Source organism: Pseudomonas sp. AC136 (assembly GCF_979258585.1).
Map to the genome: position 1 here is coordinate 875,529 of NZ_OZ409865.1, position 23,888 is coordinate 899,416.

20 protein-coding genes are annotated in these 23,888 nt (G+C 59.8%); 13 read left to right on the forward strand and 7 right to left on the reverse strand.

The window, feature by feature from the left end:
- Positions 1–2 precede the first annotated feature (2 nt).
- Positions 3–863 carry a LysR family transcriptional regulator gene (locus ACZZZU_RS03825; protein ID WP_463549810.1) on the reverse strand — a complete coding sequence of 287 codons (861 nt, stop codon included), beginning with the start codon at positions 861–863 and terminating at the stop codon, positions 3–5.
- Between the two features lie 204 nt (positions 864–1,067).
- Between ACZZZU_RS03825 and ACZZZU_RS03830 the strand changes: the two genes are divergently transcribed.
- The 5 genes from ACZZZU_RS03830 to dusA all read left to right on the forward strand — a co-directional run bounded on the left by ACZZZU_RS03830 (position 1,068) and on the right by dusA (position 6,342).
- Complete coding sequence (locus ACZZZU_RS03830; protein ID WP_463549811.1) at positions 1,068–2,303, forward strand: saccharopine dehydrogenase family protein; 1,236 nt, start codon at positions 1,068–1,070, stop codon at positions 2,301–2,303.
- A gap of 120 nt (positions 2,304–2,423) precedes the next feature.
- On the forward strand, positions 2,424–3,182 hold the full coding sequence (locus ACZZZU_RS03835) for an EAL domain-containing protein (RefSeq protein ID WP_463549812.1): 759 nt from the start codon (positions 2,424–2,426) through the stop codon (positions 3,180–3,182).
- Positions 3,183–3,534: 352 nt separating this feature from the next.
- Positions 3,535–4,806 carry a RidA family protein gene (locus ACZZZU_RS03840; RefSeq protein ID WP_463549813.1) on the forward strand — a complete coding sequence of 424 codons (1,272 nt, stop codon included), beginning with the start codon at positions 3,535–3,537 and terminating at the stop codon, positions 4,804–4,806.
- Between the two features lie 185 nt (positions 4,807–4,991).
- The gene (locus tag ACZZZU_RS03845; protein ID WP_463549814.1) at positions 4,992–5,261 is read left to right on the forward strand and encodes a YceK/YidQ family lipoprotein; all 270 of its coding nucleotides are present in this window, start codon (positions 4,992–4,994) and stop codon (positions 5,259–5,261) included.
- A 79-nt stretch (positions 5,262–5,340) separates the two neighbouring features.
- Positions 5,341–6,342, forward strand: coding sequence for a tRNA dihydrouridine(20/20a) synthase DusA (gene dusA, locus ACZZZU_RS03850; RefSeq protein ID WP_463549815.1), 1,002 nt, complete (start codon positions 5,341–5,343; stop codon positions 6,340–6,342).
- A gap of 45 nt (positions 6,343–6,387) precedes the next feature.
- On the opposite strand, the gene ACZZZU_RS03855 is transcribed toward dusA, so the two are convergent.
- Positions 6,388–7,410: a zinc-dependent alcohol dehydrogenase family protein gene (locus tag ACZZZU_RS03855; protein WP_463549816.1), complete on the reverse strand. Its 1,023-nt coding sequence runs from the start codon at positions 7,408–7,410 to the stop codon at positions 6,388–6,390.
- A 186-nt stretch (positions 7,411–7,596) separates the two neighbouring features.
- Between ACZZZU_RS03855 and ACZZZU_RS03860 the strand changes: the two genes are divergently transcribed.
- The 5 genes from ACZZZU_RS03860 (at position 7,597) to tal (ending at position 15,797) form a co-directional block, all read left to right on the forward strand.
- Positions 7,597–8,520 carry a LysR family transcriptional regulator gene (locus ACZZZU_RS03860; RefSeq protein ID WP_463382580.1) on the forward strand — a complete coding sequence of 308 codons (924 nt, stop codon included), beginning with the start codon at positions 7,597–7,599 and terminating at the stop codon, positions 8,518–8,520.
- Positions 8,521–8,750: 230 nt separating this feature from the next.
- A complete protein-coding gene (mexE, locus tag ACZZZU_RS03865) occupies positions 8,751–9,995 on the forward strand; it encodes a multidrug efflux RND transporter periplasmic adaptor subunit MexE (protein WP_122498427.1) in 1,245 nt (414 codons plus the stop codon).
- A gap of 42 nt (positions 9,996–10,037) precedes the next feature.
- Positions 10,038–13,211 (forward strand): efflux RND transporter permease subunit, encoded by a 3,174-nt coding sequence (locus ACZZZU_RS03870; RefSeq protein ID WP_122498425.1) that lies wholly within the window; start codon positions 10,038–10,040, stop codon positions 13,209–13,211.
- The gene (locus ACZZZU_RS03875; RefSeq protein ID WP_463549817.1) at positions 13,208–14,632 is read left to right on the forward strand and encodes an efflux transporter outer membrane subunit; all 1,425 of its coding nucleotides are present in this window, start codon (positions 13,208–13,210) and stop codon (positions 14,630–14,632) included. The genes ACZZZU_RS03870 and ACZZZU_RS03875 overlap by 4 nt, the downstream gene beginning before the upstream one ends.
- A 238-nt stretch (positions 14,633–14,870) precedes the next feature.
- The gene (gene tal / locus ACZZZU_RS03880; RefSeq protein WP_122498423.1) at positions 14,871–15,797 is read left to right on the forward strand and encodes a transaldolase; all 927 of its coding nucleotides are present in this window, start codon (positions 14,871–14,873) and stop codon (positions 15,795–15,797) included.
- Between the two features lie 63 nt (positions 15,798–15,860).
- Here the strand turns inward: tal and rssC are convergent, their stop codons facing one another.
- Together rssC and rssB are read right to left on the reverse strand one after the other, a co-directional pair.
- Positions 15,861–16,343: an anti-sigma factor antagonist RssC gene (gene rssC / locus ACZZZU_RS03885; RefSeq protein WP_122498421.1), complete on the reverse strand. Its 483-nt coding sequence runs from the start codon at positions 16,341–16,343 to the stop codon at positions 15,861–15,863.
- 61 nt (positions 16,344–16,404) lie between these two features.
- Positions 16,405–17,589 carry a two-component system response regulator RssB gene (gene rssB / locus ACZZZU_RS03890; RefSeq protein WP_463549818.1) on the reverse strand — a complete coding sequence of 395 codons (1,185 nt, stop codon included), beginning with the start codon at positions 17,587–17,589 and terminating at the stop codon, positions 16,405–16,407.
- A 208-nt stretch (positions 17,590–17,797) separates the two neighbouring features.
- Between rssB and ACZZZU_RS03895 the strand changes: the two genes are divergently transcribed.
- Positions 17,798–18,097: a PilZ domain-containing protein gene (locus tag ACZZZU_RS03895; protein WP_122498417.1), complete on the forward strand. Its 300-nt coding sequence runs from the start codon at positions 17,798–17,800 to the stop codon at positions 18,095–18,097.
- A gap of 213 nt (positions 18,098–18,310) precedes the next feature.
- On the opposite strand, the gene ACZZZU_RS03900 is transcribed toward ACZZZU_RS03895, so the two are convergent.
- Positions 18,311–19,012: an MlaA family lipoprotein gene (locus ACZZZU_RS03900; RefSeq protein WP_463549819.1), complete on the reverse strand. Its 702-nt coding sequence runs from the start codon at positions 19,010–19,012 to the stop codon at positions 18,311–18,313.
- Between the two features lie 227 nt (positions 19,013–19,239).
- On the opposite strand from ACZZZU_RS03900, the gene ACZZZU_RS03905 reads away from it, so the two are divergent.
- Positions 19,240–19,977: an HAD family phosphatase gene (locus ACZZZU_RS03905; protein ID WP_463549820.1), complete on the forward strand. Its 738-nt coding sequence runs from the start codon at positions 19,240–19,242 to the stop codon at positions 19,975–19,977.
- Between the two features lie 123 nt (positions 19,978–20,100).
- Positions 20,101–20,364, forward strand: a complete 264-nt coding sequence (locus ACZZZU_RS03910) for a DUF4404 family protein (RefSeq protein ID WP_122498411.1) — start codon at positions 20,101–20,103, stop codon at positions 20,362–20,364.
- A 63-nt stretch (positions 20,365–20,427) separates the two neighbouring features.
- Here ACZZZU_RS03910 and ACZZZU_RS03915 read toward each other — a convergent pair whose 3' ends face one another.
- Together ACZZZU_RS03915 and recQ are read right to left on the reverse strand one after the other, a co-directional pair.
- The gene (locus ACZZZU_RS03915) at positions 20,428–21,588 is read right to left on the reverse strand and encodes a GGDEF domain-containing protein (protein WP_463549821.1); all 1,161 of its coding nucleotides are present in this window, start codon (positions 21,586–21,588) and stop codon (positions 20,428–20,430) included.
- A gap of 126 nt (positions 21,589–21,714) precedes the next feature.
- On the reverse strand, positions 21,715–23,850 hold the full coding sequence (recQ, locus tag ACZZZU_RS03920; RefSeq protein WP_463549822.1) for a DNA helicase RecQ: 2,136 nt from the start codon (positions 23,848–23,850) through the stop codon (positions 21,715–21,717).
- Positions 23,851–23,888 lie beyond the last annotated feature (38 nt).

Consider the following 23,888-nt stretch of genomic DNA (forward strand, 5'->3'; position numbering starts at 1 on the left):
CCCTAGGCGGGGTCCCAACGCTGCGACCAATCTGCCCCGCTGCGAATCACCTCGCGCAACAAGGCAAACGTCTGTTGCAGCGCCTCACTGTCACGTTCGCGCACATAAACCAGGTAAGTCGGGTAATTGAATTCCGGCGCTTTTTCGACCCGTTCCAGCGCGCCGCTGTCGAGATAGCTTTGCACCACCCGTGTACGGAAATACCCGCTACCGCCGGAAGCCAAGATGTACTGCAGCGCCAGCGGACCATGGTTGAACCCCAGCGCCGCCTTCGCGCGATCAGGCAAGGCTGCGTCATGTTGACGGCGAAAGTCCTCGCCCCAATCGATGTACACGTAAGGCTCCGGCGTCTGCGGTTGGCGCACCAGAATCAGCTTTTCTTCCAACACTTGCTCAACCTGCAAGCCAGGCCAATAGGACGGTTGGTACACCAGCGCGGCATCCAGCACACCCAATTCCAATTGTTTGAGCAGCGCCTGGCCGTCGCCGATTTGCGCGCGTACCGCCAGCGCCGGCATGTGCTGGCGCACTTGCTGCACCCAGCTAAGCATCAACGGATTGCACAGGCTTACCTCCCCGCCCAAGCGCAGCACCGTGCGATACCCCGGCATTAACGGTAAATCACGCTGCGCCGCCTCCCAGGTTTGCACCAACTGGTTGGCAAACATCACAAAGGCTTCGCCATCGACCGTCAGCTTCGCGCCCGCTCGATTGCGCACGAACAGCTTGCAGCCCAGCTGGTTCTCCAGATTCTGCACCCGCGCTGTGATCGCCGTTTGCGTCACATGCAGCTGCTCGGCAGCGGCCACCAGGCTGCCGCTGCGGACAATCTGCAAAAAGGTGCGGGCGAGTTCGATATCCATGGCGCGGCTCGGCGAAAACGTGAGGCGACATTGTAGGGAGAGTCGCACCGCAGCGGGTATGCCTGACTAATCGCAAGTCAGGCGAGCACTGCAACAACCTGCGGTATTTTCCACGCGACACGATAAGCCCTTCAGCTACCGTTACCGCATCGCGCTGTCGCCATCACGCCGCAGCATCGTTCCGCCACTACTTGGAAACCATGCATGACCGCTCCTGCGTATGACCTCGTCGTATTCGGTGCCACCAGCTTTGTCGGCCAACTCCTCGTCCGTTATCTGGCCGAACATCTGCCTAGCGAAGCGCCTACGTTGCGCTGGGCAATCGCTGGGCGTTCCGCGAGCAAGCTCGACATCCTTAAACGCTCATTGGGCCCGCTCGGCGCGAACCTGCCCACGCTAATGGCCGATGCCGGTGACGAGGCGCAGCTGCGCACATTATGCGAACAGACCCGTGTTGTGGTCTCCACCGTTGGACCCTATGCCTTGTATGGCGAGCCGTTGGTAAAAGTCTGCGCGCAACAGGGCACCGACTACTGCGACCTCACCGGCGAGGTGCAATGGATTAATCGCATGCAGGACAAATACGAAAGCACCGCCAAACAATCTGGCGCGCGCATCGTCCATTGCTGCGGCTTTGACTCGGTGCCTTCCGACATGGGCGTTTACGTGCTGCAACAACAGGCCATGGCGCAATTCGGTGTGCCGGCCACGCAGGTGAAAATGCGCGTGAAAACACTGAAAGGCGGGGCTTCGGGCGGCACCATCGCTAGCATCATCAACGTGGCGCAAGAAGCAGCCGCCGACCCAGCCTTGCGCAAAGAACTGATGAACCCCTACTCCATTTGCCCGCCGGGCCACGGATTCACCACCCGCCAACATGCGGTTCGGGGAGTTGAACACGACAGCGATTTCGGCATGTGGATCGGCCCCTTCCTCATGGCTGCGATTAACGAGCGAGTCGTCCATCGCTCCAACGCGCTGAGCGGTCATGCCTACGGCTCCACCTTCACTTACAACGAAGCCACACTGACGGGCCCCGGCTTGAAGGGGCGCCTCATGGCGTTCGCCATGGTATTTGGGCTGGGCTTTTTCATGCTCGGTGTGATGATCTCTCCCATTCGCCGCCTGCTGGAGCGATTCGTCTTGCCTAAACCTGGCGAAGGCCCGAGTCCAGAAGCCCAACGGGCGGGGCGTTACGACCTGCGCTTTCTCGGCCGCACCGCCACCGGCCAGGTGCTGAACGTGAAAGTGACCGGCGACCGCGACCCGGGCTACGGCTCCACCAGCAAAATGCTCGGCCAGGCCGCGATCAGTCTGGCCCTGGACCTTCCCAAAGAAGCCGGCAAGGGCGGCGGGTTCTGGACACCCGCCACCGCCTTCGATCAGCGCTACGTCGAGCGACTCAGGCGCTACGCCGGCCTCACCTTTGAGGTGCTGTGATCAGCGTACAAAAAACTCACCGACCATTTCTTCATCTGCTACGGTCCAAATTTCGCCACAATAGAAAAAAACCGGACACCGTTCCGGACGTTATCCCTGGCCAATTTGGGTTTTTTCGCCATGACTACACAACCAAACAAGCCTAGCTGCGACGCCTGTCGCGACGGTGCAGCCCTCGAATTTGACTTCACCATGGCTTTCCAGCCCATCGTCAACCTCGCCGAGCGCAGCGTTTATGCCTACGAGGCGTTGGTGCGCGGCACGGACGGCAGCGGCGCCGCCTCAGTGCTTGGGCGCGTTAACGAGCACAACCGCTACGCGTTTGACCAAGCCTGCCGAGTGAAAGCGGTGGAACTGGCAAGTCGCCTGCAGATGCCCTGTTTGCTCAGCATCAATTTTCTCCCCAACGCCGTGTACAAAGCCGCTACGTGCATTCGGGCCACGCTTGAGGCCGCCAAGCGCTTCAACTTCCCCACTGAGCGCATTATTTTCGAGCTCACCGAGGGGGAAGAACTGGTCAACAAAGACCACTTGAAAGAGATCGTCACCGAATACCACAAGCATGGCTTTCACACCGCCATCGACGACTTCGGTGCCGGCTACGCCGGGCTCAACCTACTCGCCGAATTCCAACCCGACATCATCAAACTCGACATGGCCTTGGTGCGCGACATCGACAGCCATCGTGTCCGCCAGGCAATTGTTGAAGGAATTGTGGGTGTTTGCCGGGCGCTGGAAATTGAAGTAATTGCTGAAGGTATTGAATCGGTCGGTGAACTGCGCCATTTGCAATCGCTGGGTATAAACCTGTTCCAGGGCTACCTGTTCGCCCGACCGGGTTTTGAGGCGTTGCCAACGGTGCAATGGCCGGAAATTTGAAAGAGTACAGTTGGGTGGTTTGAAGCATTTTTGAACTGTGCGACTTTTCCGGCGCTCCGCCCGCGCTCTTTAGGAAAGTCGCTCGTTCACCAGAAAAGGCTTTGGCACCAACTGCATGTTGGATCTATGCAGTAAGGAATTTCCCACAGGTCTCTCAGGATTTTCCCGCCGAGTTCTAAAGCTATCGTACATAGCGCACCGAGCGATCACCTCTACACTCTGCTCATCCGAACGGGTCCTTCGATTTATTTAACTACCCGCGCGACTAACTCCGCGACCGGAAACGCAGTGGCATTTGAATTAAACAAACTGACCGCTGCATTAATTTCCTTTGTATCAGGTGAGCGCTACTATGACTGGCTATAACGCAGTACTGGCAAGAAATCCGCAAAACGCTGCCAAGCCTATCGGCCCATATTCACAAAGTGTCGCATTTTCCCATTACAACAATTTGTCCGCTCAGTTACCGATTGACCCCAAGACTGGGAACTTGGTATCTGATGACATTCGCGCGCAAGCCGAACAGTGCTTTAACAATCTTAAAGACATCGTCACTGGCATTAATCACAACTTGGAAGATGTAGTCAGAATCACCCTGTTTCTTCAAGACATGGCTGATTTGGATATTGTTAACTCGGTATACGCTGACTTCTTTCCCTATTACGTTCCCGTCGTAACCGTGGTGGGCGTCGCCGCTCTGCCAATGGGCGCAGCCTTGCAGGTAGAAGCACTGTTGTCGAACGGCGAAGGCACCATTCCCCAAGCGCCTCAGGCCGGTGATCTGATTAAATCCGCAGCCGACATAGAAAATGCTCCGGTAGACTCGTTGTCAGCGCAAACGGTCGCCTTTTCTCACTACAACAACCTCTCCGCACAACTTCCTATCGACCCGGCAACCGGAAAATTGGTTTCTGGCGGCATCAAGGAACAAGCTGCGCAATGTTTGAAAAATGTAAAAGCCATTCTGCAAGGCATCGACGTTCCATTCGATGACATTGTCAAAGTTAACGTTTTTGTTAAAAACCTCAGCGACATTCAAGCGGTTAATGAGGTTTACACCACATTCTTCCCCGACTCGGCCATTGCCCGCACCGTTGCTTATATGCCGGCGCGTACCGTAGTTCCGGTTGCTAGCTTGCAGTTGGATGCACTGGTTCAAATCGAAGTTGTTGTATCGCACGGTGACGGCACGCCGCCGCAGCTCGTTGAAGATCGCCACGGCATTGTTATCAAAGCCAACAACACTTCACGCGCACCGATCTGCCCATTCTCGACGCAAACTGTGGCGTTTTCCCACTACAACCACCTTTCTGCACAACTACCGATTGATGCGGCAAATGGCAACTTGGTGCCCGGCGGCATCATGGCGCAAGCTGCTCAGTGCTTGAACAATATCAAGGTCATTATTGAAAGCATCGGCCATGTCATGAATGACGTCGTCAAAGTTAATATCTTTCTCAAGAATATTGACGACATAGCAGCGGTGGATGAGGTGTACGGCAAGTACTTCCCAGGCGGCGTCCCTGCCCGCCGCACCGTGGGTGTGTCCGAGCTTCCACTGGGCGCGCTTATTCAGATTGATGCCGTAGTCGCTAACGCCGAAGGCACCCCGCCTAACGCGTAATTGCTGTTCCGCTCTTCAGTGAGGGCGGATTAATCGTTCCTGATTAATCCGCCGCACTTCTCTCGCCACCTCCCCTGCAAAAAATAACGATCCGCCAAGACTTCGAACGTTGCTACATTCGCGCATTTAATTCCCTGCTGAATGCTAGAGTCTCGCCCCTGGTTCATCTAGGGAGTTGGGTTCGCATGCGCATGGTGATAACGGCAACAGCGCTGGCAATGTTGGCAGGCTGCTCGACGGTTTCGGAAACGTTCGGCGATGGCAAGCACTGCGGTATCCATCCCTATTGCGGCTCTGCCGTCGACTTGATGGTCATCAGGGGCGCAACGGAAGAAAACGCCGGCGTCATGGTTGTTCTTGCCCCCATCGCAATCATCGACCTTCCATTCAGCCTGGTTGCAGACACGCTGGTACTTCCTTACACGCTCCTGCATACGGACACCGTCGAGCCTTAACGCCAAGCCGCGCGCCATCGGAACCCGGGAGTATTCCTGATAGACTCCCCGCCCCGAAACTGTCCCCCAGACACCGACGATGACCGCGCCATTCGTACCCGCTCAAGCCGAACCATCCCGCCGCTTCTCCGTGGCACCGATGATGGATTGGACTGACCACCACTGCCGCTACTTCCTGCGCCTGCTGTCGAAACACGCCCTGCTTTACACCGAAATGGTCACCACCGGTGCGTTGCTGCGTGGCGATAATCCGCAGCGTTTTCTTCAGCACGACGTGGCCGAGTATCCGCTGGCGTTGCAGTTGGGCGGCAGCGTGCCGGCCGAGTTGGCGGCGTGTGCGCGTATGGCGCAGGAGGCGGGTTATCAGGAGGTGAATCTGAATGTCGGCTGCCCGAGCGATCGGGTGCAGAACAATATGATTGGCGCCTGCCTGATGGGCCATCCGGCGTTGGTGGCCGATTGTGTGAAGGCGATGCGCGATGCGGTGTCGGTTCCGGTGACGGTGAAGCACCGCATTGGCATTGATGGGCGCGACAGTTATGCCGAGCTGGTGGATTTTGTCGGTCAGGTGAAAGAAGCCGGCTGCCGCAGTTTCACGGTGCATGCGCGCATTGCGATTCTGGCGGGCTTGTCGCCAAAGGAGAACCGCGAGATTCCACCGCTACGCTACGACGTGGCGGCGCAGTTGAAGGCGGATTTCCCGGAGTTGGAGATTGTGCTCAACGGCGGCATCAAGACGCTGGAGCAGTGCCAGGAGCATTTGCAGACGTTCGATGGCGTGATGCTGGGGCGCGAGGCGTATCACAACCCGTATTTGCTGGCGCAGGTGGATCAGCAGCTGTTTGGCAGCGACGCACCCGTGATCAGCCGACTTGAAGCGCTACAGGCGCTGCGTCCTTATATAGCGGCGCACATAGCCAGCGGCGGTGCGATGCACCACGTGACGCGGCATGTGTTGGGGTTGGGACAAGGGTTTGCAGGAGCGCGGAAGTTTCGCCAGCTGTTGTCGGTCGACATTCATAAAGCGCCCGACCCGCTCGCCTTGCTCGACCAGGCGGCCGAGCTGCTCAAGGGTAGATAAGCCCTACCCTGGCAAGCCAGCCCTGCTGGCCTGCCGCTTCCTCTGTTACTCGTTTACTTCGATAACCACACGGCCCTGTTTCGGGCATTTTTCCATGTAGTGATGCGCTTCGACGAAGTCGTTGAAGGCGAACACCTTCTCGACTCGCGGTTGCAGCACCCGGTCGCGGGCCAGTTGGTTCAACGCGGTCAGGGCGTTGGCCACGGCTTCCTGATCCGGCGGAATATCCAGCTCCGGCTTGCCGGTAAAGTTACCGATGCAGTGCACGAAGAACTGAATGTTCTTTTGGAACGCGGCGCAGGCTGGGAATGGCGTCTGGTTGCCGCCTTGCAGGCCGTACAGCACCAGGCGGCCACGCGGCGCAATCACATCGCCGAGCAGGCACATTTGCGGGCCACCCAAGCCGTCGAGCACCACATCTACACCGCGGTTATCGGTGTATTTGTTAATGGCGGCGACCAAGTCTTGCTCTTCGGTGACGATAACTTTGTCGGCACCCAAGGAAATCAGCGACTCGCGGTCTTCAGGGTCTTTCGTCGCGGCGACAATACGCAGCCCCAGCGCTTTGCCCAATTGCACAAAGGCAGGACCCGAGCAGTGCGACGCATCGGTGATCAGCACGGTTTGCCCGGCTTTGGCTTTCGCCAGTTCCACGTAGGCAAAGTAGGCAATCAGCAGAGGCGTATAAAAGCCGCTCGCCTCGACCGCGCTGAGCACGTCATCGGGGTAACGGGTCAGCGACTGGCGCGGCAGCACCACTTCATCGCCGTAGCCGGGATACTGGTTAGCGCTATGGCCGGGAAAGCTGGCGACTTTATCGCCGACTTTCAAATCGTCTACGCCCGCGCCGACGGCAATCACCACACCGGCCACTTCCTGGCCGATACCGGCGGGAAGACGTGCAGGAGATGGGGCCAGGTTCTGGCGCCAGAGCACGTCGTGCCAGCTCACGCTGATGGCTTCAACCCGCAGCAATACCTCTCCGGCCGCCGGTTGTGCGGTAGTTTGTTCTTCCAGCTTCAGGACCTCAGCTGGGCCGAACTGATGGAAACGGATTACACGGGACATCGCTCACCTCGCATGTGGACTCCCAATGGCCACGGACTTTATCGGGGCTTTACTATCAAAACCACCCGCGTCTATCGATAGTCGACATAAATACCAATGATGGCCGGCCTTGACGCCAGCCTCGCCGCCCTTCAGCCTTTCGCTCCAGGAACCGCACTAGAGCACTCAGGTACAGGGTAGCGCTGAATGAATCGTAACGACCTACGCCGCGTTGATCTCAACTTACTGATCGTGTTCGAAACGCTGATGCACGAACGCAGCGTGACGCGGGCGGCAGAAAAGCTCTTTCTTGGCCAGCCCGCCATCAGTGCGGCGCTTTCAAGGCTGCGCAGTCTATTCGACGACCCCCTGTTTGTGCGAACCGGTCGTAGCATGGAGCCCACGGCGCGCGCTTCGGAAATCTTCGGCCTGCTCTCGCCGGCGCTCGACTCCATCTCCACCGCCGTCAGCCGCGCTTCGGAATTCGATCCGGCCACCAGCACCGCCGTCTTCCGTATAGGCCTCTCGGACGACGTTGAGTTCGGATTGCTTCCTGCCTTGCTGCGCCGCGTGCGCGCCGAAGCGCCTGGCGTGGTGATTGTAGTGCGGCGCGCCAACTATCTATTGATGCCCAACTTGCTGGCTTCCGGCGAAATTTCGGTGGGCGTGAGTTACACCGATGAACTGCCGGCCAACGCCAAACGCAAGACCCTGCGCAAAAGCAAACCGCAGCTGCTGCGCGCCGACTCGGCGCCGGGCAAGTTGACCCTGGACGAATATTGCGCGCGGCCCCACGCGTTGGTGTCGTTTGCGGGCGACCTCAACGGCTTTATTGATGAAGAGTTGGAAAAGGTCGGGCGCAAACGCAAAGTGGTACTCGCGGTGCCGCAGTTCAATGGTTTGGGCACGTTGTTGTCGGGCACTGACCTGGTGACCATCGTGCCCGACTACACCGCCGCCGCACTCACCGCCACCGGCGGCGTGCGGGCCGAAGATGTGCCCGATGGCATACCGGCGCGCTCCTTTGAACTGTCGATGGCCTGGCGCGGCGCGCAAGACAACGACCCGGCCGAGCGTTGGTTGCGCTCGCGCATTCAGATGTTCGTGGCCGACCCGGATAGTTTGGTGTAACCCGGTTTTCTGTAGGAGCGGCTTTAGCCGCGATTCCTGCAAACCACAAAATCACGAGCATCGCGGCTGAAGCCGCTCCTACAGTTCGGAAAATACTCTGAACTATTACCGTCAGATGAACTAAACATCATTCATATTGATATCCAACTTCGGCTTGTTCGATTCGTCTGACGTCTCATTAGGCCATCACACTCCGCCCATTCTGAAAAACCTATGGCGGAGTCTCACCGATGCAACAGTCCCTTTTAGCCTTGCGTTTCCCCCTAGCCGCCCTCGCCCTGGTGATTATCAGCGCGTGTGGCAAGGCGCCCGAAGCCACTGCGCAGATGCCAGTGTCCAAGGTCAGCGTTGCGGAGGTGCTGCAACAACCGATCAATGAGTGGGACGAGTTCACCGGCCGCCTGGAAGCACCAGAAGCCGTGGACATTCGCCCTCGCGTTTCCGGCTACATCGACAAGGTCGCGTTCACCGAAGGTTCGCTGGTGAAGAAAGGCGACTTGCTGTTCCAGATCGACCCCCGCCCGTTTGAAGCCGAAGTGCGCAGCCTGGAAGCCCAGCTGCAACAAGTGCGCGCCAACCTGAGCCGCACCGAGAACGAAGCGCGTCGTGGCGAACGTCTGCGTGCCAGCAACGCCATTTCTGCGGAATTGGCTGACGCCCGCACCAGTGCCGCCCAGGAAGCCCGCGCTGGCGTGGCGAATATCCAGGCGCAACTGGAAAACGCCCGCCTTAACTTGAGCTTTACCCGCATCACGTCGCCTATCGATGGCCGCGTCAGCCGTGCCGACATTACCGCCGGCAACCTGGTCAACGCCGGGCAAACCCTGCTCACCAGCGTGGTGTCGACCGACCGCGTATACGCCTACTTCGATGTCGATGAGCGCGTATTCCTCAAATACAACGAGCTCGCCCGCCAAGGCCAACGTGGTCAGAACAGCCCGGTGTACTTGGGCCTGACTGGCGAAAACGGCCACCCGCACCTGGGCCAGATGAACTTCGTCGACAACCAGGTCAATCCCAAGACCGGCACCATCCGTGGCCGCGCTGTGTTTGATAACGCTGACGGTCGCTTCACGCCTGGCCTGTATGCCCGCCTGAAACTGGTTGGCAGCGGCACCTACAACGCCACGTTGATCAACGACGAAGCGGTCGGCACCGACCTCGGTAAAAAGTTTGTGCTGGTGATCGACGCCGAGCACAAAGCCGCCTACCGCGCCGTTGAGCTGGGGCCGAAGCTGGAAGGCTTGCGCATCGTGCGCAGCGGCCTGGCCAAGGGTGACCAGATTGTGGTGAAAGGCCTGCAGCGCGTGCGCCCTGGTTCGCCGGTCGAGCCTCAGGTCATTCCGATGGCCAGCGATGAAACCATCAACGCCCTGGCGCAGCAGCGCCAAGCCTTGGAAAACAACAATGCGGCCCAAGCCAAGAACGACAAAGTCGTGCAGAAGCTTGCCAGCACCGCTCCGGCACGCGGCTAAGCCCGTTAGTTAACAGCTCTTGGGCTTAAAGGATTATTAGCGATGAATTTTTCCCAGTTCTTCATTCAACGGCCGATCTTTGCCGCAGTGTTATCGCTGCTGATCTTGATCGCCGGCGCCATCTCGCTGTTCCAGCTGCCGATCAGCGAATACCCGGAAGTGGTGCCGCCGACCGTAGTGGTTCGCGCCAACTTCCCCGGCGCCAACCCGAAAGTAATCGGTGAAACCGTTGCCGCACCGCTGGAACAGGCGATTACCGGCGTTGAGAACATGCTGTACATGTCCTCGCAGTCGACCGCCGACGGCAAAATCACCCTGACCATCACCTTCGCCCTGGGCACCGACTTGGACAACGCGCAGGTGCAAGTGCAGAACCGCGTGACGCGTACCCAGCCCAAGCTGCCGGAAGAAGTGACGCGCATCGGTATCACGGTCGACAAGGCATCGCCTGACCTGACCATGGTGGTGCACTTGACCTCGCCGGATAAGCGTTACGACATGCTGTATCTGTCCAACTACGCCTTGCTCAATATCAAGGACGAGTTGGCCCGTCTCGGCGGTGTGGGTGATGTGCAACTGTTCGGCATGGGCGATTACTCGCTGCGCGTGTGGCTCGACCCCAACAAAACCGCCTCGCGCAACCTGACCGCGACCGACGTGGTGAACGCCATTCGCGAACAAAACCGTCAGGTGGCCGCCGGCCAACTCGGCGCCCCGCCGTCGCCTAGCAGCACCAGCTTCCAGCTTTCGGTGAACACCCAAGGCCGTCTGGTGAGTGAGGAAGAGTTCGAAAACATCATTATTCGCTCCGGCGAAAACGGTGAGATCACTCGCCTGAAAGACATCGCGCGCATCGAACTGGGTTCCAGCCAGTACGCCCTGCGCTCGCTGCTGAACAATGACCCGGCCGTGGCCATTCCGATCTTCCAGCGTCCCGGCTCCAACGCCATCGAGATTTCCAACGAAGTGCGTGCGGCCATGGAAGAGCTGAAGAAAGGCTTCCCGGAGGGCATGGACTACAGCATCGTTTATGACCCAACCATCTTCGTGCGCGGCTCCATCGAGGCGGTGGTTCACACCCTGTTCGAAGCGCTGATTCTGGTGGTGTTGGTAGTAATCCTGTTCCTGCAAACCTGGCGCGCCTCGATCATTCCGTTGGTGGCGGTGCCGGTTTCGCTGATCGGTACGTTTGCCGTGATGCACCTGTTTGGCTTCTCGCTGAACGCGCTGTCGCTGTTCGGCCTGGTACTGGCCATCGGCATCGTGGTGGACGACGCCATCGTGGTGGTGGAGAACGTCGAGCGGAACATCGGCTTGGGCTTAACCCCGATCGAAGCCACCAAGCGCGCCATGCGTGAAGTGACCGGCCCGATCATTGCCACGGCGTTGGTGCTCTGTGCCGTGTTTATTCCGGCGGCATTTATCTCCGGCCTTACCGGGCAGTTCTACAAACAGTTCGCTCTGACCATTGCCATTTCCACCGTGATTTCGGCATTCAACTCGCTGACCCTGTCGCCAGCGTTGGCCGCCGTGCTGCTGAAAGATCACAACGCGCCGAAGGACCGTTTCTCCAAGGTGCTGGATAAATTGCTCGGCGGCTGGTTGTTCCGTCCGTTCAACCGCTTCTTCGACAAAGCCAGTCATGGCTACGTCGGCACCGTGGCGCGCGTTATTCGCAGCAGCGGCATCGCTCTGGTGATTTACGCCGGCCTGATGGTGCTGACCTACGCAGGCTTCTCGTCGACGCCAACCGGTTTCGTACCGGCGCAAGACAAGCAGTACCTGGTGGCCTTCGCCCAATTGCCAGACGCCGCGAGCCTCGACCGCACTGAAGCGGTGATTAAGCAGATGTCGGAAATGGCCATGCAGCAACCGGGTGTGGCCAACGCCATCGCCTTCCCCGGCCTGTCGATCAACGGCTTCACCAACAGCCCGAACAGCGGCATCGTGTTTGTGGCATTGAAAGACTTCGACGAGCGTAAAGACCCGAGCCAATCGGCCAACGCTATCGCCGGCGCCCTGAACGGCAAGTACGCCGGCATTCAGGAAGCCTACATGGCGATCTTCCCGCCTCCGCCAGTTCAAGGCCTGGGCACCATCGGCGGCTTCCGCTTGCAGATCGAAGACCGTGGCGGCCTGGGTTACGAAGAGCTGTACAAGGAAACGATGAACATCGTTGCCAAGAGCCAGAACGTACCGGAACTGGCCGGGCTGTTTACCAGCTACCAAGTGAACGTGCCGCAAGTTGACGCAGCCATCGACCGTGAAAAAGCCAAGACCCACGGCGTGGCCATCAGCGACATCTTCGACACCCTACAGGTGTACCTGGGCTCGCTGTATGCCAACGACTTCAACCGCTTTGGCCGCACTTATCAGGTCAACGTGCAGGCAGAGCAGCAGTTCCGCCTGGAAGCCGAGCAAATTGGTCAGCTGAAAGTGCGTAACAACCTGGGCGAAATGATCCCGCTGGCGACCTTCCTGAAGGTCAGCGACACCTCAGGCCCGGACCGCGTAATGCACTACAACGGCTTTATCACCGCAGAAATCAACGGCGCCGCCGCACCGGGTTACAGCTCGGGCCAAGCGGAAAAAGCCATCGAGAAACTGCTGAAAGATGAGCTGCCAAACGGCATGACGTTCGAATGGACCGACCTGACGTATCAGCAAATCCTATCGGGCAATACCGCGCTGTTCGTGTTCCCGCTCTGCGTATTGCTGGCCTTCCTGGTACTGGCCGCCCAATACGAAAGCTGGAGCCTGCCACTGGCGGTGATTCTGATCGTACCGATGACCCTGCTGTCGGCCATTACCGGGGTGATTATTTCCGGCGGCGACAACAACATCTTTACCCAGATCGGCTTGATCGTACTGGTGGGCCTGGCGTGTAAGAACGCGATTCTGATCGTCGAGTTTGCCAAGGATAAACAGCTGGAAGGCATGACCCCGCTGGCCGCCGTATTGGAAGCATGCCGCCTGCGTCTGCGCCCGATTCTGATGACCTCGTTCGCCTTCGTGATGGGCGTGGTGCCCCTGGTGTTCTCCAGCGGTGCCGGTGCTGAAATGCGTCATGCCATGGGCGTGGCGGTGTTCTCCGGCATGCTCGGGGTGACCTTCTTCGGTCTGCTGCTGACGCCGGTGTTCTATGTATTGATCCGCAACTTCGTGGAACGCCGCGAAGCGCGCAAAGTTCGCCTGCTGGAGGCACACGCATCATGAGTTTGAAAGCCTTCACCCCCGCCCTTCTGGCACTCGCTCTAAGCGCCTGTGCCGTGGGCCCGGACTACAAAGCGCCGGAAACCGAAGCGGCGAAACTCACCGCCGCCCAAGGTGACGCCAATCAGGGCAAGTACGACCGCAGCACCTTTGAAGTGACCTGGTGGCAGCAGTTTGACGACCCGACCCTGAACCAATTGGTCGCCCAGTCGTTGCAGGAAAACCGCGAATTGCGCGTGGCCTTTGCCCGCCTGAAAGCGGCCCGCGCCATTCGCGACGACGTGGCCAATGACCGCTTCCCCGTGGTCACCAGCCGCGCCAGCAGCGAGAACGGCAAGGCCCAGCAACCGGGCGTCACCGACAGCCGCGTGCGCAATGAACGCTACGACCTGGGCCTGGACATGGCCTGGGAAGTGGATTTGTTCGGGCGTATTCAACGTCAACTGGAAGCCAGCGACGCCGAGCAGGATGTTGCCGAGGCTGAGCTGTATCAGCTGCAAGTCAGCCTGATTGCCGAACTGGTGGACGCCTATGGCGAGCTGCGGGGCGCACAACTGCGCGAGGGCATCGCTCGCAGCAACCTGAAAAACCAGCAGGAATCGCGCAACCTCACCGACACCATGCGCGAAGCGGGCGTAGGCAGCGAGCTGGATGTATTGCGTGCCGATGCGCGCCTGGCAGCCACCGAGGCCACCCTGCCGCAACTGCAAGCGCAGGAAGTTCGCTCGCGTAACCGAATCGCTACGTTGCTGGGCCAGCGGCCTGAGCAAATGACGGTGGACTTGAGCCCACGGGCGATCCCAGCCATTGCCAAAGCGCTGCCCATTGGCGATCCGGCGGAATTGCTGCGCCGTCGTCCTGACGTGCGAATTGCCGAACGGCAACTGGCGGCGGCCACTGCCAACGTCGGCGTGGCCACGGCTGACCTGTTTCCACGGGTGAATGTGGCCGGCTTCCTCGGCTTCACCTCGGCGCGCGGTTCGCAGTTGGGCTCCTCGGCCGCCCGGGCCTGGGGCGTGGCACCGACCATCAGTTGGGCGGCGTTCGATCTGGGCAGCGTAAGGGCCCGCTTGCGCGGTGCTGAAGCGGATGCCGATGGCGCCCTGGCGAACTACGAGCAACAAGTGCTGGTGGCGTTGGAAGAATCGGAAAACGCCTTTACCGACTACAGCAAACGCCAGGAACGCCTGATCTCGCTGCTGCGTCAGAGCGAAGCCAGCCGCGCCGCTGCCGAGCAGGCATCGATTCGCTACCGCGAAGGTACCTCCGACTTCCTCGTGCTGCTGGACGCTGAACGCGAGCGCCTGGCTGCTGAGGATGCTCAGGCGCAGGCGGAAGTGGACGTCTACCACGGCATCGTGTCGATCTATAAAGCCCTGGGCGGCGGCTGGCAGGCCCCGGCAACCGTGGCCTCCCGCTCATAACAGTGCTCGCCCCGTAGGAGCCAGCTTGCTGGCGAACCCTGGAAACACCGAATACGGCGTTTGCGCGGTTCGCCAGCAAGCTGGCTTCTACGAGCGCATCGAGCGCAGCTGTATTCGTCGGGAAACTGGCGCCTTTCACGCACAACGTCAAAAACACCGCTGAATGTCACGCGCCAGCCGTTGAGCGCGACTGGTTGCTCGGGTAAGGTCTAGCCATCCGTTACCACAAGGCCGCGCCATGACCTCCAAGCTCGAACAACTCAAACAGTTCACCACCGTGGTTGCCGATACCGGCGACGTCGATGCAATTGCCCGCCTCAAGCCGGTGGACGCCACCACCAACCCTTCCCTGCTGCTTAAAGCTGCCGCTATGCCGGGTTACGCCGAGCTGCTGAATCAGGCCGTGGCTGATTGCAACGGCGATCTGGGCTTGGCTAGTGATCGTTTTGGCGTCGCCGTTGGCCAGGGCATTCTGAAGGTGATTCCGGGGCGTATTTCCACGGAAGTGGACGCACGCCTGTCGTTCGATACCGAAGCCACCTTGCTGCGCGCCCAGCGCCTGGTCGATTTGTACGACCGCGCCGGCATTGGCCGCGAGCGCATCCTGATCAAAATTGCCGCTACCTGGGAAGGCATCCGCGCCGCTGAGCAATTGGAGCGCGCGGGCATTCAAACCAACCTCACCCTGCTGTTCTCCTTCGCTCAGGCGGCCGCCTGCGCCGATGCCGGCATCTTCCTGATTTCGCCGTTTGTAGGCCGCATCTACGACTGGTTCAAAAAGGCCGAAGGCCGCGACTTCGTTGGCGCTGAAGACCCGGGCGTGAAGTCGGTGACGCGCATTTACAACTACTACAAGGCCAACGGCTACGACACCGTGGTGATGGGCGCCAGCTTCCGAAACCTGGGCCAGATCGAGCAACTGGCCGGCTGCGACCGTCTGACCATCAGCCCCGAGCTGTTGCAACAACTGGCCGAAGACGAAGGCTCGCTGGAACGCGTGCTGCGGGACGGCAATCCGGGCGAGCCGAAACAGGTGCCGACCGAAAGCAGTTTCCGCTGGGCGCTGAATGAGGAAGCGATGTCTACCGAGAAGCTGGCCGAAGGCATTCGCCAGTTCGCCCGCGATCAGGAAAAACTCGAAGCCCTGCTCGCCGCCAAACGCTGAAATGCAAAACGCGCGAGGGCTTAGGCCGCTCGCGCGTTTGTTTGGGTGCCGCTTCGACCGGCGTTAGCCGCGCTCGAGGGCGTTCACTAGGTCGTGGAACTCTTCACGATTCGACTCGTTCAGGCCCATCAGAATACGGTGCGCTTCCAGCACCTTGGCCTTCACCACTTCTTCGGATTGATCTTGCGAGGGCAAGTCCGCCAGGCTGCCCGGGCAGGCCAGCGGCTGGTCGACGATATTGAAAACCTGATCAAAACCCATCGATTGCAGCAGCCGGGTGATGTCGGCGTGGGTGGTGACCACGGTGGGCAGCAGGCCGACTTTCTGGCGCGACAGAATAGACAGCTTGGCCAGCAGGCCGAGTGTCGTGCTGTCGATGCTGCGGGTTTCGGTCAGGTCGATGACGATGGCGGAGAAATTCAACGCAGTGAAAATCTTCTCGATCGTGGCATCTAATGCGGAACAGAGCGTCAGGCGAACTTCGCCCACGAACTTCAGAACGAACGTGCCGTTCTGCTCGGCAAACTGAATTCGACCGGTACTCATGCCACTGTACCTTTATCGTTTATGCGGCTCATAAGGGTCATGGGGCGCGCGGTCATACAGATCATGCAAGGTTCCTGCTTAACACCAGCAAGGCAATATCATCTGGCATCTCTGAGAGATTGGCCAGCCCAAGCACCTGGCGCAAGCCATCCAGGCTGCCACCCGCCGTGCACACCAACTGAGGGAGCAACGCTTCCTTTTCTTTGAGTGTATCGCTCGGCAAAAGGTCCAAAATGCCGTCTGAAAGCAGGGTCAGGCTGAATGATTGCGGCAAATCGATCACGTGATCGCTGTAGGTTGCCTCATCAAACAGCCCCACCGGCAGGCCGCGGCCTTCCAGGTAGTGCGCCGTGCCTTCGCTGTACATGATCGGCAGCGGCAAATGCCCACCGATGCTGTACGTGAGCTTGCCACTCTGCTCATCAATCACGCCGCCCAACATGGTGACGTGCTTGCCGAGCTTGCAATTGATCAACCCGCGATTGATGTGGCCCAGCACATCCGAAGGTTTGAATTCTGGCAACTGCCCGCCACGGCGCGATTCATACAGCAGCCGCGTGGTCATGAATTTCAGCAGAACCGTGATAAACGCCGACGACGCGCCGTGGCCCGAAACGTCGGCCAGGTAAAAGGCAATGCGGTGGTCATCGAGGCGGAAGTAATCAACGAAGTCGCCCGACAGATACAGCGAAGGGATGATCTGGTGCGCGAACTCCAAGCCATCAACGCTCCACGGCGTGACCGGCAGCATGTTCATCTGCACCTGGCGACCGGCGTTCTGGTCTTCTTGCAGCAGGTTCAGGCTGGCTTGCAGCTCGCGGTTGGCGACTTCGAGTTTTTCCCGGTAACGCTGGTTTTCGATACGCAGATTGGCGCGATCCAACGCACGGCGTACTGAGTGCTCCAGCACGGCCAGGTCTTCGAGGGGTTTGATCAAGTAATCGGCGGCGCCCAAACGCAACGCTTCAACGGCATCGCTCATCACGCCAGCGCCGGAAACGACGATAACGGGCGTCTGCACTTCAAGTGCATTTATGCGGCGAATGAGCTCAAGGCCATCGACTTGCGGCATGCGCAAATCGCAAATCACCAAGTCAGGTTTCTCCTGCTCGAAGATCTGCAAACCCTGCAAGCCGTTGCTAGCTTGCAAAACGCTGAAGCCACTGTCTTCCAAGTAAGCGGCCAAACTGGCGCGCACTACTTCGTCGTCATCAATAATCAGCAGCGAGGCACTGGAATTGTGCATGGGGTACCAGGCAAACGGCGCCAGGGGTGGTTGGCGTGTACGTCAGGCCGATCAGCCGGGACGCGTGGACGGTCAAGGCGCAGACGGTACTCCCATCCGTGCGGCGATTCAAGCGTACGCCGATCATCGTCTGACGCCTTTACAGGCGAAAGAGGGCAAGGTTATAAGAGCCGTCGGAGAGTCCAATAAAAACCACAGGAGCGGGTCGATGAGCCAAAGTGATCATGCCTACACCGAGAAACGCGACTACATCCGTATGCGCTTGGAAGCACCCGTCACCTTGAAACACGGCGGCCGCGACATTCCCGCCCTCTGCCTCGACTTGTCCAGTACTGGCATGCAGTTAGAAGCTGAAAGCGACGCCAAAGTGGGCGACAAGGTTCGCGTCCACATCGCATCGGAACACAACGAATTACGCGGCCTCGACGCCGAAGCCGAAGTCATCCGCGCCAGCGCATTGGATGGCGGCAAACAATCGCTGGGGTTGGCCATTCTTTCCATGAAGTAACCCCCCCCTCATCGATCAAACAAAAAAGGCGACCCTGAGGTCGCCTTTTTCGTTTTGCCCTTTCAATAGCCGAATCACGCTGCTCAAGATCGAGCGAGCTAGAGCGGAGCAAGGCAAACATACGTCTTCAAGCGAAGTGAGCTGTAGCCCATGAGCATTGAAAACGTATTTTTAACGCCGCCCCGCCGACGCGCATCCGATCGTTTAGCTAACTCAGAAGTCGTCTTCGACTTCACCGTCTTTAACTTTAAATTCACGCATCTGCAGATACGCATTGCGGATAAAGCTGTACTTGTCGCCGCTGATAAATTTCTCGGCCGACAGCAAGCTCGCACGGGTATCCACCACATCCACCGCACGGGTCACGTTGCGGGTCGGCACGTGGTCCATGTAGCGGTAGGGTTCGAGGAAGCTGTCCGGAATCTTGCCCGACGCATCGCGCACGGTGCTTGGTCCAAGCAGCGGCAGCACCAGATACGGCCCACTGTTCAGGCCCCACGCGCCAAGGGTCTGACCGAAATCTTCATCGCTGCGCTGCAAGCCCATCTTGGTGCCAACATCGAAGAAGCCCAGCAGGCCAAAGGTGGTGTTGAAAATCAAACGGCTGGTATCGACCCCCGCCGCCTCCACTTTGCCTTGCAGCAGGTTGTTGGCCAGGTTGCCGACATCGCCCAGGTTGCTGAACACGTTGTGAATGCCGTCTTCGAGAAACTGCGGCGTGACCGCTTGGTAACCCTGCGCGACGGGTTTCAGCGCGTAGGTGTCGACCGTGTCGTTGAAGGTGAACACCGGGCGATTGAAGCCTTCCCACGGGTCGTTTTCCGCTGCCCAAGCGCCCTGCGCCACCAGCGCAAGACCGGCACACAGGCAGAGTTGGCCAAAACGCGTGGCCCAATTGCTGGCAAACACTTCCATTGCATGGCTCCAAAGGCAGAACGGGGAACGCGCGGTGCGCGCTTTGCCAGCATAGGTGCTGGCGCAAAAGGCGCTCAGTATAAGGGCTGATAACGGGCTTTGGCAGGCGGCTTTTCCATCGGCCGAAATGGCGCGGCAACTCCGTGCCGGTCAATTGTCACAAAGTATTCATCGCACCGTCATCGCGGGTAACTACTTTGCTAACAAGCCCCCTTCGGATGCGCGTCATGCCTGCACTCGCCTCATCATCTGCCGACTTCACCGCCGTGCTGTTCGGCCTCTCTGGCTGCCTGGTGGACTTCGGCGCCCGCGCCTTGCCCGTGACCTTGCAGCGGCTGTTTCCCGACGCCGCCAATCAGCCTTGCCATCTCTTGTCACCGCATGCTGCGCTGAGCGCGGCGCTGGGCCGTGAGCCTCACAGCGCCGACATCAGCGCCCTGCAAAGCGCCCTGCAAGCCAGCGCCAATGATTACGCGCACGTCACGCCCGGCGCCTTGCATGTGCTGGAAACCCTGCAGCAGCAAGGCGTGCCCTGCGCTTGGCTGGATGAGTTACCCGCCGATGCCAGCCAGCAACTGGCCAGTGCCCTGCCCGCCTGGCTGGTTGGCACCGACACCAGCGCCGCCCGCCCGTGGCCTGCGCCCGACGCCTGCTGGCAGTCGCTGTCGGCGTTAAAGGTGAGCAACCTCGACGGCTGCGTGCTGATCAGCGGCGAACCGCGTTTACTGCAGGCGGGCTTGAATGCCGGCTTATGGACGGTGGGCCTCGCCGCTTGCGGCCCGCTCTGTGGCCAGGCGCCAGACGACTGGCAAGCCCTGCCCGCCCCCGAGCGCGACCACTTGCGCGCGCAGGCAACCTTGAGCCTTTATCGCCTCGGCGTGCATTCGGTGATCGATCAACTGGCGGACCTCGGCCCTAGCCTCACAGACCTGGCCCAGCGCCGGCAAAAAGGTGAAAAGCCGTAAGGTGTTACACCTTGCCGCGCCTGCGCTCGGGCAAAGCGGCAGAGCATGGATTACCCTCAACACTCGAACCTTTGGCGCACGCTCAGGGTCAATGCTGTTGCCTATCACAGAGGGAGAAACACCATGCCTGCCCGCGAATTGCAGCATCAACTGGACTTACTGCGCGAGCAACTGAACAGCCAGACGCCCGTCTCCGACGAGCAACGCGAAGAACTCAACGCCCTGGCGCAACAGATCGAACTGCAACTGCAACGCGAAGCCAGCGCACCGGACACCAATCTGGTGGACGGCGTAAACCTCGCCGTTGAACGCTTTGAAGTGGAACACCCGACCATTGCCGGCACCTTGCGCAATATCGTGCAAAGCCTGGTGGGCATGGGCATCTAGCCCGCGTAAAACCCCCATAAAAAACCCGGCGTCATGCCGGGCTTTTTTTTTATGCGTTCGGGGTCAAGCCACCACTTGGTTACGCCCGAATGCCTTGGCCTCGTACAGGGCCCGATCCGCGCGTTCATACAACTGACCGACATCGCGCTCCTCGGCCGGCAGCAGGCAGGAAACGCCCACCGACATCGTCACCATCGCCGCCGTGTCAGAGCGCTCGTGGCGGATCCCGAGCTTCTCCAGCGCCAGACGCAACGCCTCAGCGCGCTCGCGGGCCTGCGCATCGGTGATGTCGTAAAGCAACACCGCAAATTCCTCACCGCCGAGGCGCACCGACATATCCAGCGGCCGGCGCGCCGCATCCGCGAGCACCGCGCCAACGCGCTGCAACACGTTGTCGCCGGCCTGATGCCCGTAGCAGTCGTTATAGGCTTTGAAGTGATCAATATCGCAAAGCAATAGCGCAAGCCGCTGGTTTTCGCGCTGCGCCTGGCGCCACAAGCGTTCCAACTGACGGTTGAAACTGCGGCGGTTATGCAGGCCCGTCAGGCTGTCGTGATCCGCCAGCACGCGCATCAGGCGGCTGACCAAAAAGTGCTCGCGCGATTTGAACTCCAACAGGTAACAGCCGATGGCGCCCATCAAATTGCCGAACAGCAGAAACAACACGTTGTTGATCAGACGGGGAATCGGCAGTCCCACCAGCAGCTCCAGTACCACATACGCCAGCAGCACCATCAACGAGGTGGCCAGCGCCTCGGACAAGCGCAAGCCGACGAGAAAATACGCCGCCATGCACACCAGCAGCAGGCCTTCGTAGGGGTAGGTCATGTCGACCGTGTGGGCGATGGCCACCACCGAGGCCGCGCCCAGCCCGAGCCCGCCAATGCAGGTGATGCTCAAGGGCACCAGTAGATGGAAGTGTTTGCGTTGCAGAATAAGGAGGGCGCACACCAGCAGCATCGCCAGCACGCTGAGCCGCACGCCCAGCATCCACCAGACCTGAGGCCCGTCGATCAGAGAAAAATCCAGCACCGCGAACGCCATCCACAGCACCATGCCCACGCTCAGAGCAATACGCTTGAGGTCGAAGCTGTCCTCGCGCATGTACTGACGGTATTCATTTTCCAACGGGCGCACGAAACGCAGCAGGCGGAAGCCTAAAGACAGTTGGTCGGCATAAGGATTGGGGCGGACATCGTCCAGCCAGGCTTGATGGAGCGGCACCCGTTACCTCTTCTCTTGGTGGGGAGGCTTTTTGACACCATAGCCGCAGAAAGTGCGCGCAACAACCCGGGCAAAATTTCTGACGCCATAAAAACGGCCCCGCCGAACACGGAGTTGAGCGCCGACTTATACCTCGAACTCTGCCTGCAACGCCGCGCGGACGCAGTACAGCACGCCTTCTGGCACGCGCCCGGCAAACTGCTCGGCAATGGCGGCTACCGCTGGCAACTCACCATCGGCGTCGAGAAACGCATCCTGAATTTCGCCCAGCAGCTCAGCCGGCAAATCCATGGCTTGTTCCAGCGACAACTGCTGCCGGCCAATGGCTTCGGCCAACAGGCTGTACACGTTCCTTTCGGTGCATTTCAGTTGCCCGGCAATTTGCTGCGGCGTCATGCCGGCGCGGGCGAGGCTGACCAACTCGTGACGGATATCCACCACCGGTGGCGCCACTTCCGCAGCGCCGCTCAGTACTTCCAAGAATGCCGCACCATAGCGTTCCAGTTTGCGCGCGCCAACACCGCTGACCTCGGCCATTTCCGCCATCGAGCCGGGCTGGCTGCGCAGCATTTCCAGCAACGTCGAGTCGGGGAAAATAACGTACGGCGGCACCGCGTGTTCTTCTGCCAGTTTGCGCCGCAGTGCGCGCAGGGCTTCCCACTGCTCGCGCTCGTCCGGGCGCACGAGTTGGCTGGCCGAGCTGCCGCCACCCGACGAGGATTTCGCCGCCAGCTGCGGTTTCAGGTCGCGACGAAGTTCCAGCGTCACCTCGCCGCGCAGCAGCGGCCGACAGGTTTCGCTCAGGCGCAGGCCGCCGTAGCCTTCCAGATCCACATCGGCCAAACCGCGCGCCACCAACTGGCGAAACAGTGAACGCCATTCGCCTTCGCTCAGGGCTTTGCCCATGCCGAAAACGGATAAGTGCTGATGGCCACTGCTGCGCACTTTGTCGTTGTCGCGCCCCAACAAAACATCGACCAAATGGCCGACGCCATAGCGCTGGCCGCTGCGAAAGATCGCTGACAGCGCCTGACGTGCCGGCTCGGTGGCGTCCCAGGTTTGCACGTTGTCGACGCAGTTATCGCAATGGCCGCAGGGGTTGGGCATTTCTTCGTCGAAGTACGCCAGCAACGCCTGGCGGCGGCAGCGAATCTGCTCGCACAGCGCCAACATGGCGTCGAGTTTGTGCTGCTCCAGGCGCTTGTGGCGCTCATCGCCTTCCGAACTTTGCAGCATCTGTTTAAGCAGCAGCACGTCTTGCAGGCCGTAAGCCATCCAGGCGTCTGCCGGCAAGCCATCGCGGCCGGCGCGGCCGGTTTCCTGGTAATAGGCTTCCAGCGACTTGGGCAAATCCAGGTGGGCCACGAAGCGCACGTTGGGCTTGTCGATGCCCATACCGAAGGCGATGGTCGCGACCATGATCAAGCCTTCCTCATTGAGGAAACGCTTCTGGTGAGTGGCGCGCAGTTCGTGGGGCAAACCGGCGTGATACGGCAGCGCGGCGAAGCCTTCCTTGCTCAGAAAGGCCGCCACTTCCTCGACCTTTTTACGCGACATGCAATAGACGATGCCGGCGTCGCCCTTGCGCTCTTTAAGGAACGCCAGCAACTGCTTGCGCGGCTGCTCTTTAGGCACGATGCGGTAGAAAATATTCGGGCGGTCGAAGCTCGACAGAAACCGCTCGGCATCTTGCAGGTGCAGGCGGGTGACGATTTCTTCGCGGGTGCGCATGTCCGCCGTGGCGGTCAGGGCAATGCGCGGAACGTGGGGAAACAGCTCGGCAAGCTGGCCCAGTTGCAAATATTCGGGACGGAAATCGTGACCCCATTGCGACACGCAATGCGCTTCGTCGATGGCGAACAGCGCGATGTCCAAGTCCTGCAAAAACTCGAGCATGCGCGGCTGCACCAGGCGCTCGGGCGCTACATAGAGCAGCTTGATTTCATTGCGGCGAATGCGGTCGGCGATCTGCCGTTGCTCGGCAGCGCTCAGGGTCGAGTTCAGCGCCACGGCTGCCACGCCCAGCTCGTCCAGCGTGGCCACCTGGTCTTCCATCAAGGCAATCAGCGGCGAAACCACTACCGCCAAACCGGGCCGCAACAGCGCCGGCACTTGGAAACACAGGGATTTACCGCCGCCGGTTGGCATCAATACCAAGGCGTCGCCGCCGTTGGCCACGCGCTCGATGATTGCACCCTGACGCCCACGAAAACTGTCGTAGCCAAAAACGTCTTTAAGGATGCGCAGAGCCGGTTCGAGCATAAAAACCCCAAGCGTTGCAAAAGGTGCAGGCGGAAAAG

Bases quoted from the DNA above. Each gene is read 5' to 3' on its own strand.
- ACZZZU_RS03825 (WP_463549810.1), bottom strand. From the start codon at position 863: ATGGATATCGAACTCGCCCGCACCTTTTTGCAGATTGTCCGCAGCGGC.
- ACZZZU_RS03830 (WP_463549811.1), top strand. From the start codon at position 1,068: ATGACCGCTCCTGCGTATGACCTCGTCGTATTCGGTGCCACCAGCTTT.
- ACZZZU_RS03835 (WP_463549812.1), top strand. From the start codon at position 2,424: ATGACTACACAACCAAACAAGCCTAGCTGCGACGCCTGTCGCGACGGT.
- ACZZZU_RS03840 (WP_463549813.1), top strand. From the start codon at position 3,535: ATGACTGGCTATAACGCAGTACTGGCAAGAAATCCGCAAAACGCTGCC.
- ACZZZU_RS03845 (WP_463549814.1), top strand. From the start codon at position 4,992: ATGCGCATGGTGATAACGGCAACAGCGCTGGCAATGTTGGCAGGCTGC.
- dusA (WP_463549815.1), top strand. From the start codon at position 5,341: ATGACCGCGCCATTCGTACCCGCTCAAGCCGAACCATCCCGCCGCTTC.
- ACZZZU_RS03855 (WP_463549816.1), bottom strand. From the start codon at position 7,410: ATGTCCCGTGTAATCCGTTTCCATCAGTTCGGCCCAGCTGAGGTCCTG.
- ACZZZU_RS03860 (WP_463382580.1), top strand. From the start codon at position 7,597: ATGAATCGTAACGACCTACGCCGCGTTGATCTCAACTTACTGATCGTG.
- mexE (WP_122498427.1), top strand. From the start codon at position 8,751: ATGCAACAGTCCCTTTTAGCCTTGCGTTTCCCCCTAGCCGCCCTCGCC.
- ACZZZU_RS03870 (WP_122498425.1), top strand. From the start codon at position 10,038: ATGAATTTTTCCCAGTTCTTCATTCAACGGCCGATCTTTGCCGCAGTG.
- ACZZZU_RS03875 (WP_463549817.1), top strand. From the start codon at position 13,208: ATGAGTTTGAAAGCCTTCACCCCCGCCCTTCTGGCACTCGCTCTAAGC.
- tal (WP_122498423.1), top strand. From the start codon at position 14,871: ATGACCTCCAAGCTCGAACAACTCAAACAGTTCACCACCGTGGTTGCC.
- rssC (WP_122498421.1), bottom strand. From the start codon at position 16,343: ATGAGTACCGGTCGAATTCAGTTTGCCGAGCAGAACGGCACGTTCGTT.
- rssB (WP_463549818.1), bottom strand. From the start codon at position 17,589: ATGCACAATTCCAGTGCCTCGCTGCTGATTATTGATGACGACGAAGTA.
- ACZZZU_RS03895 (WP_122498417.1), top strand. From the start codon at position 17,798: ATGAGCCAAAGTGATCATGCCTACACCGAGAAACGCGACTACATCCGT.
- ACZZZU_RS03900 (WP_463549819.1), bottom strand. From the start codon at position 19,012: ATGGAAGTGTTTGCCAGCAATTGGGCCACGCGTTTTGGCCAACTCTGC.
- ACZZZU_RS03905 (WP_463549820.1), top strand. From the start codon at position 19,240: ATGCCTGCACTCGCCTCATCATCTGCCGACTTCACCGCCGTGCTGTTC.
- ACZZZU_RS03910 (WP_122498411.1), top strand. From the start codon at position 20,101: ATGCCTGCCCGCGAATTGCAGCATCAACTGGACTTACTGCGCGAGCAA.
- recQ (WP_463549822.1), bottom strand. From the start codon at position 23,850: ATGCTCGAACCGGCTCTGCGCATCCTTAAAGACGTTTTTGGCTACGAC.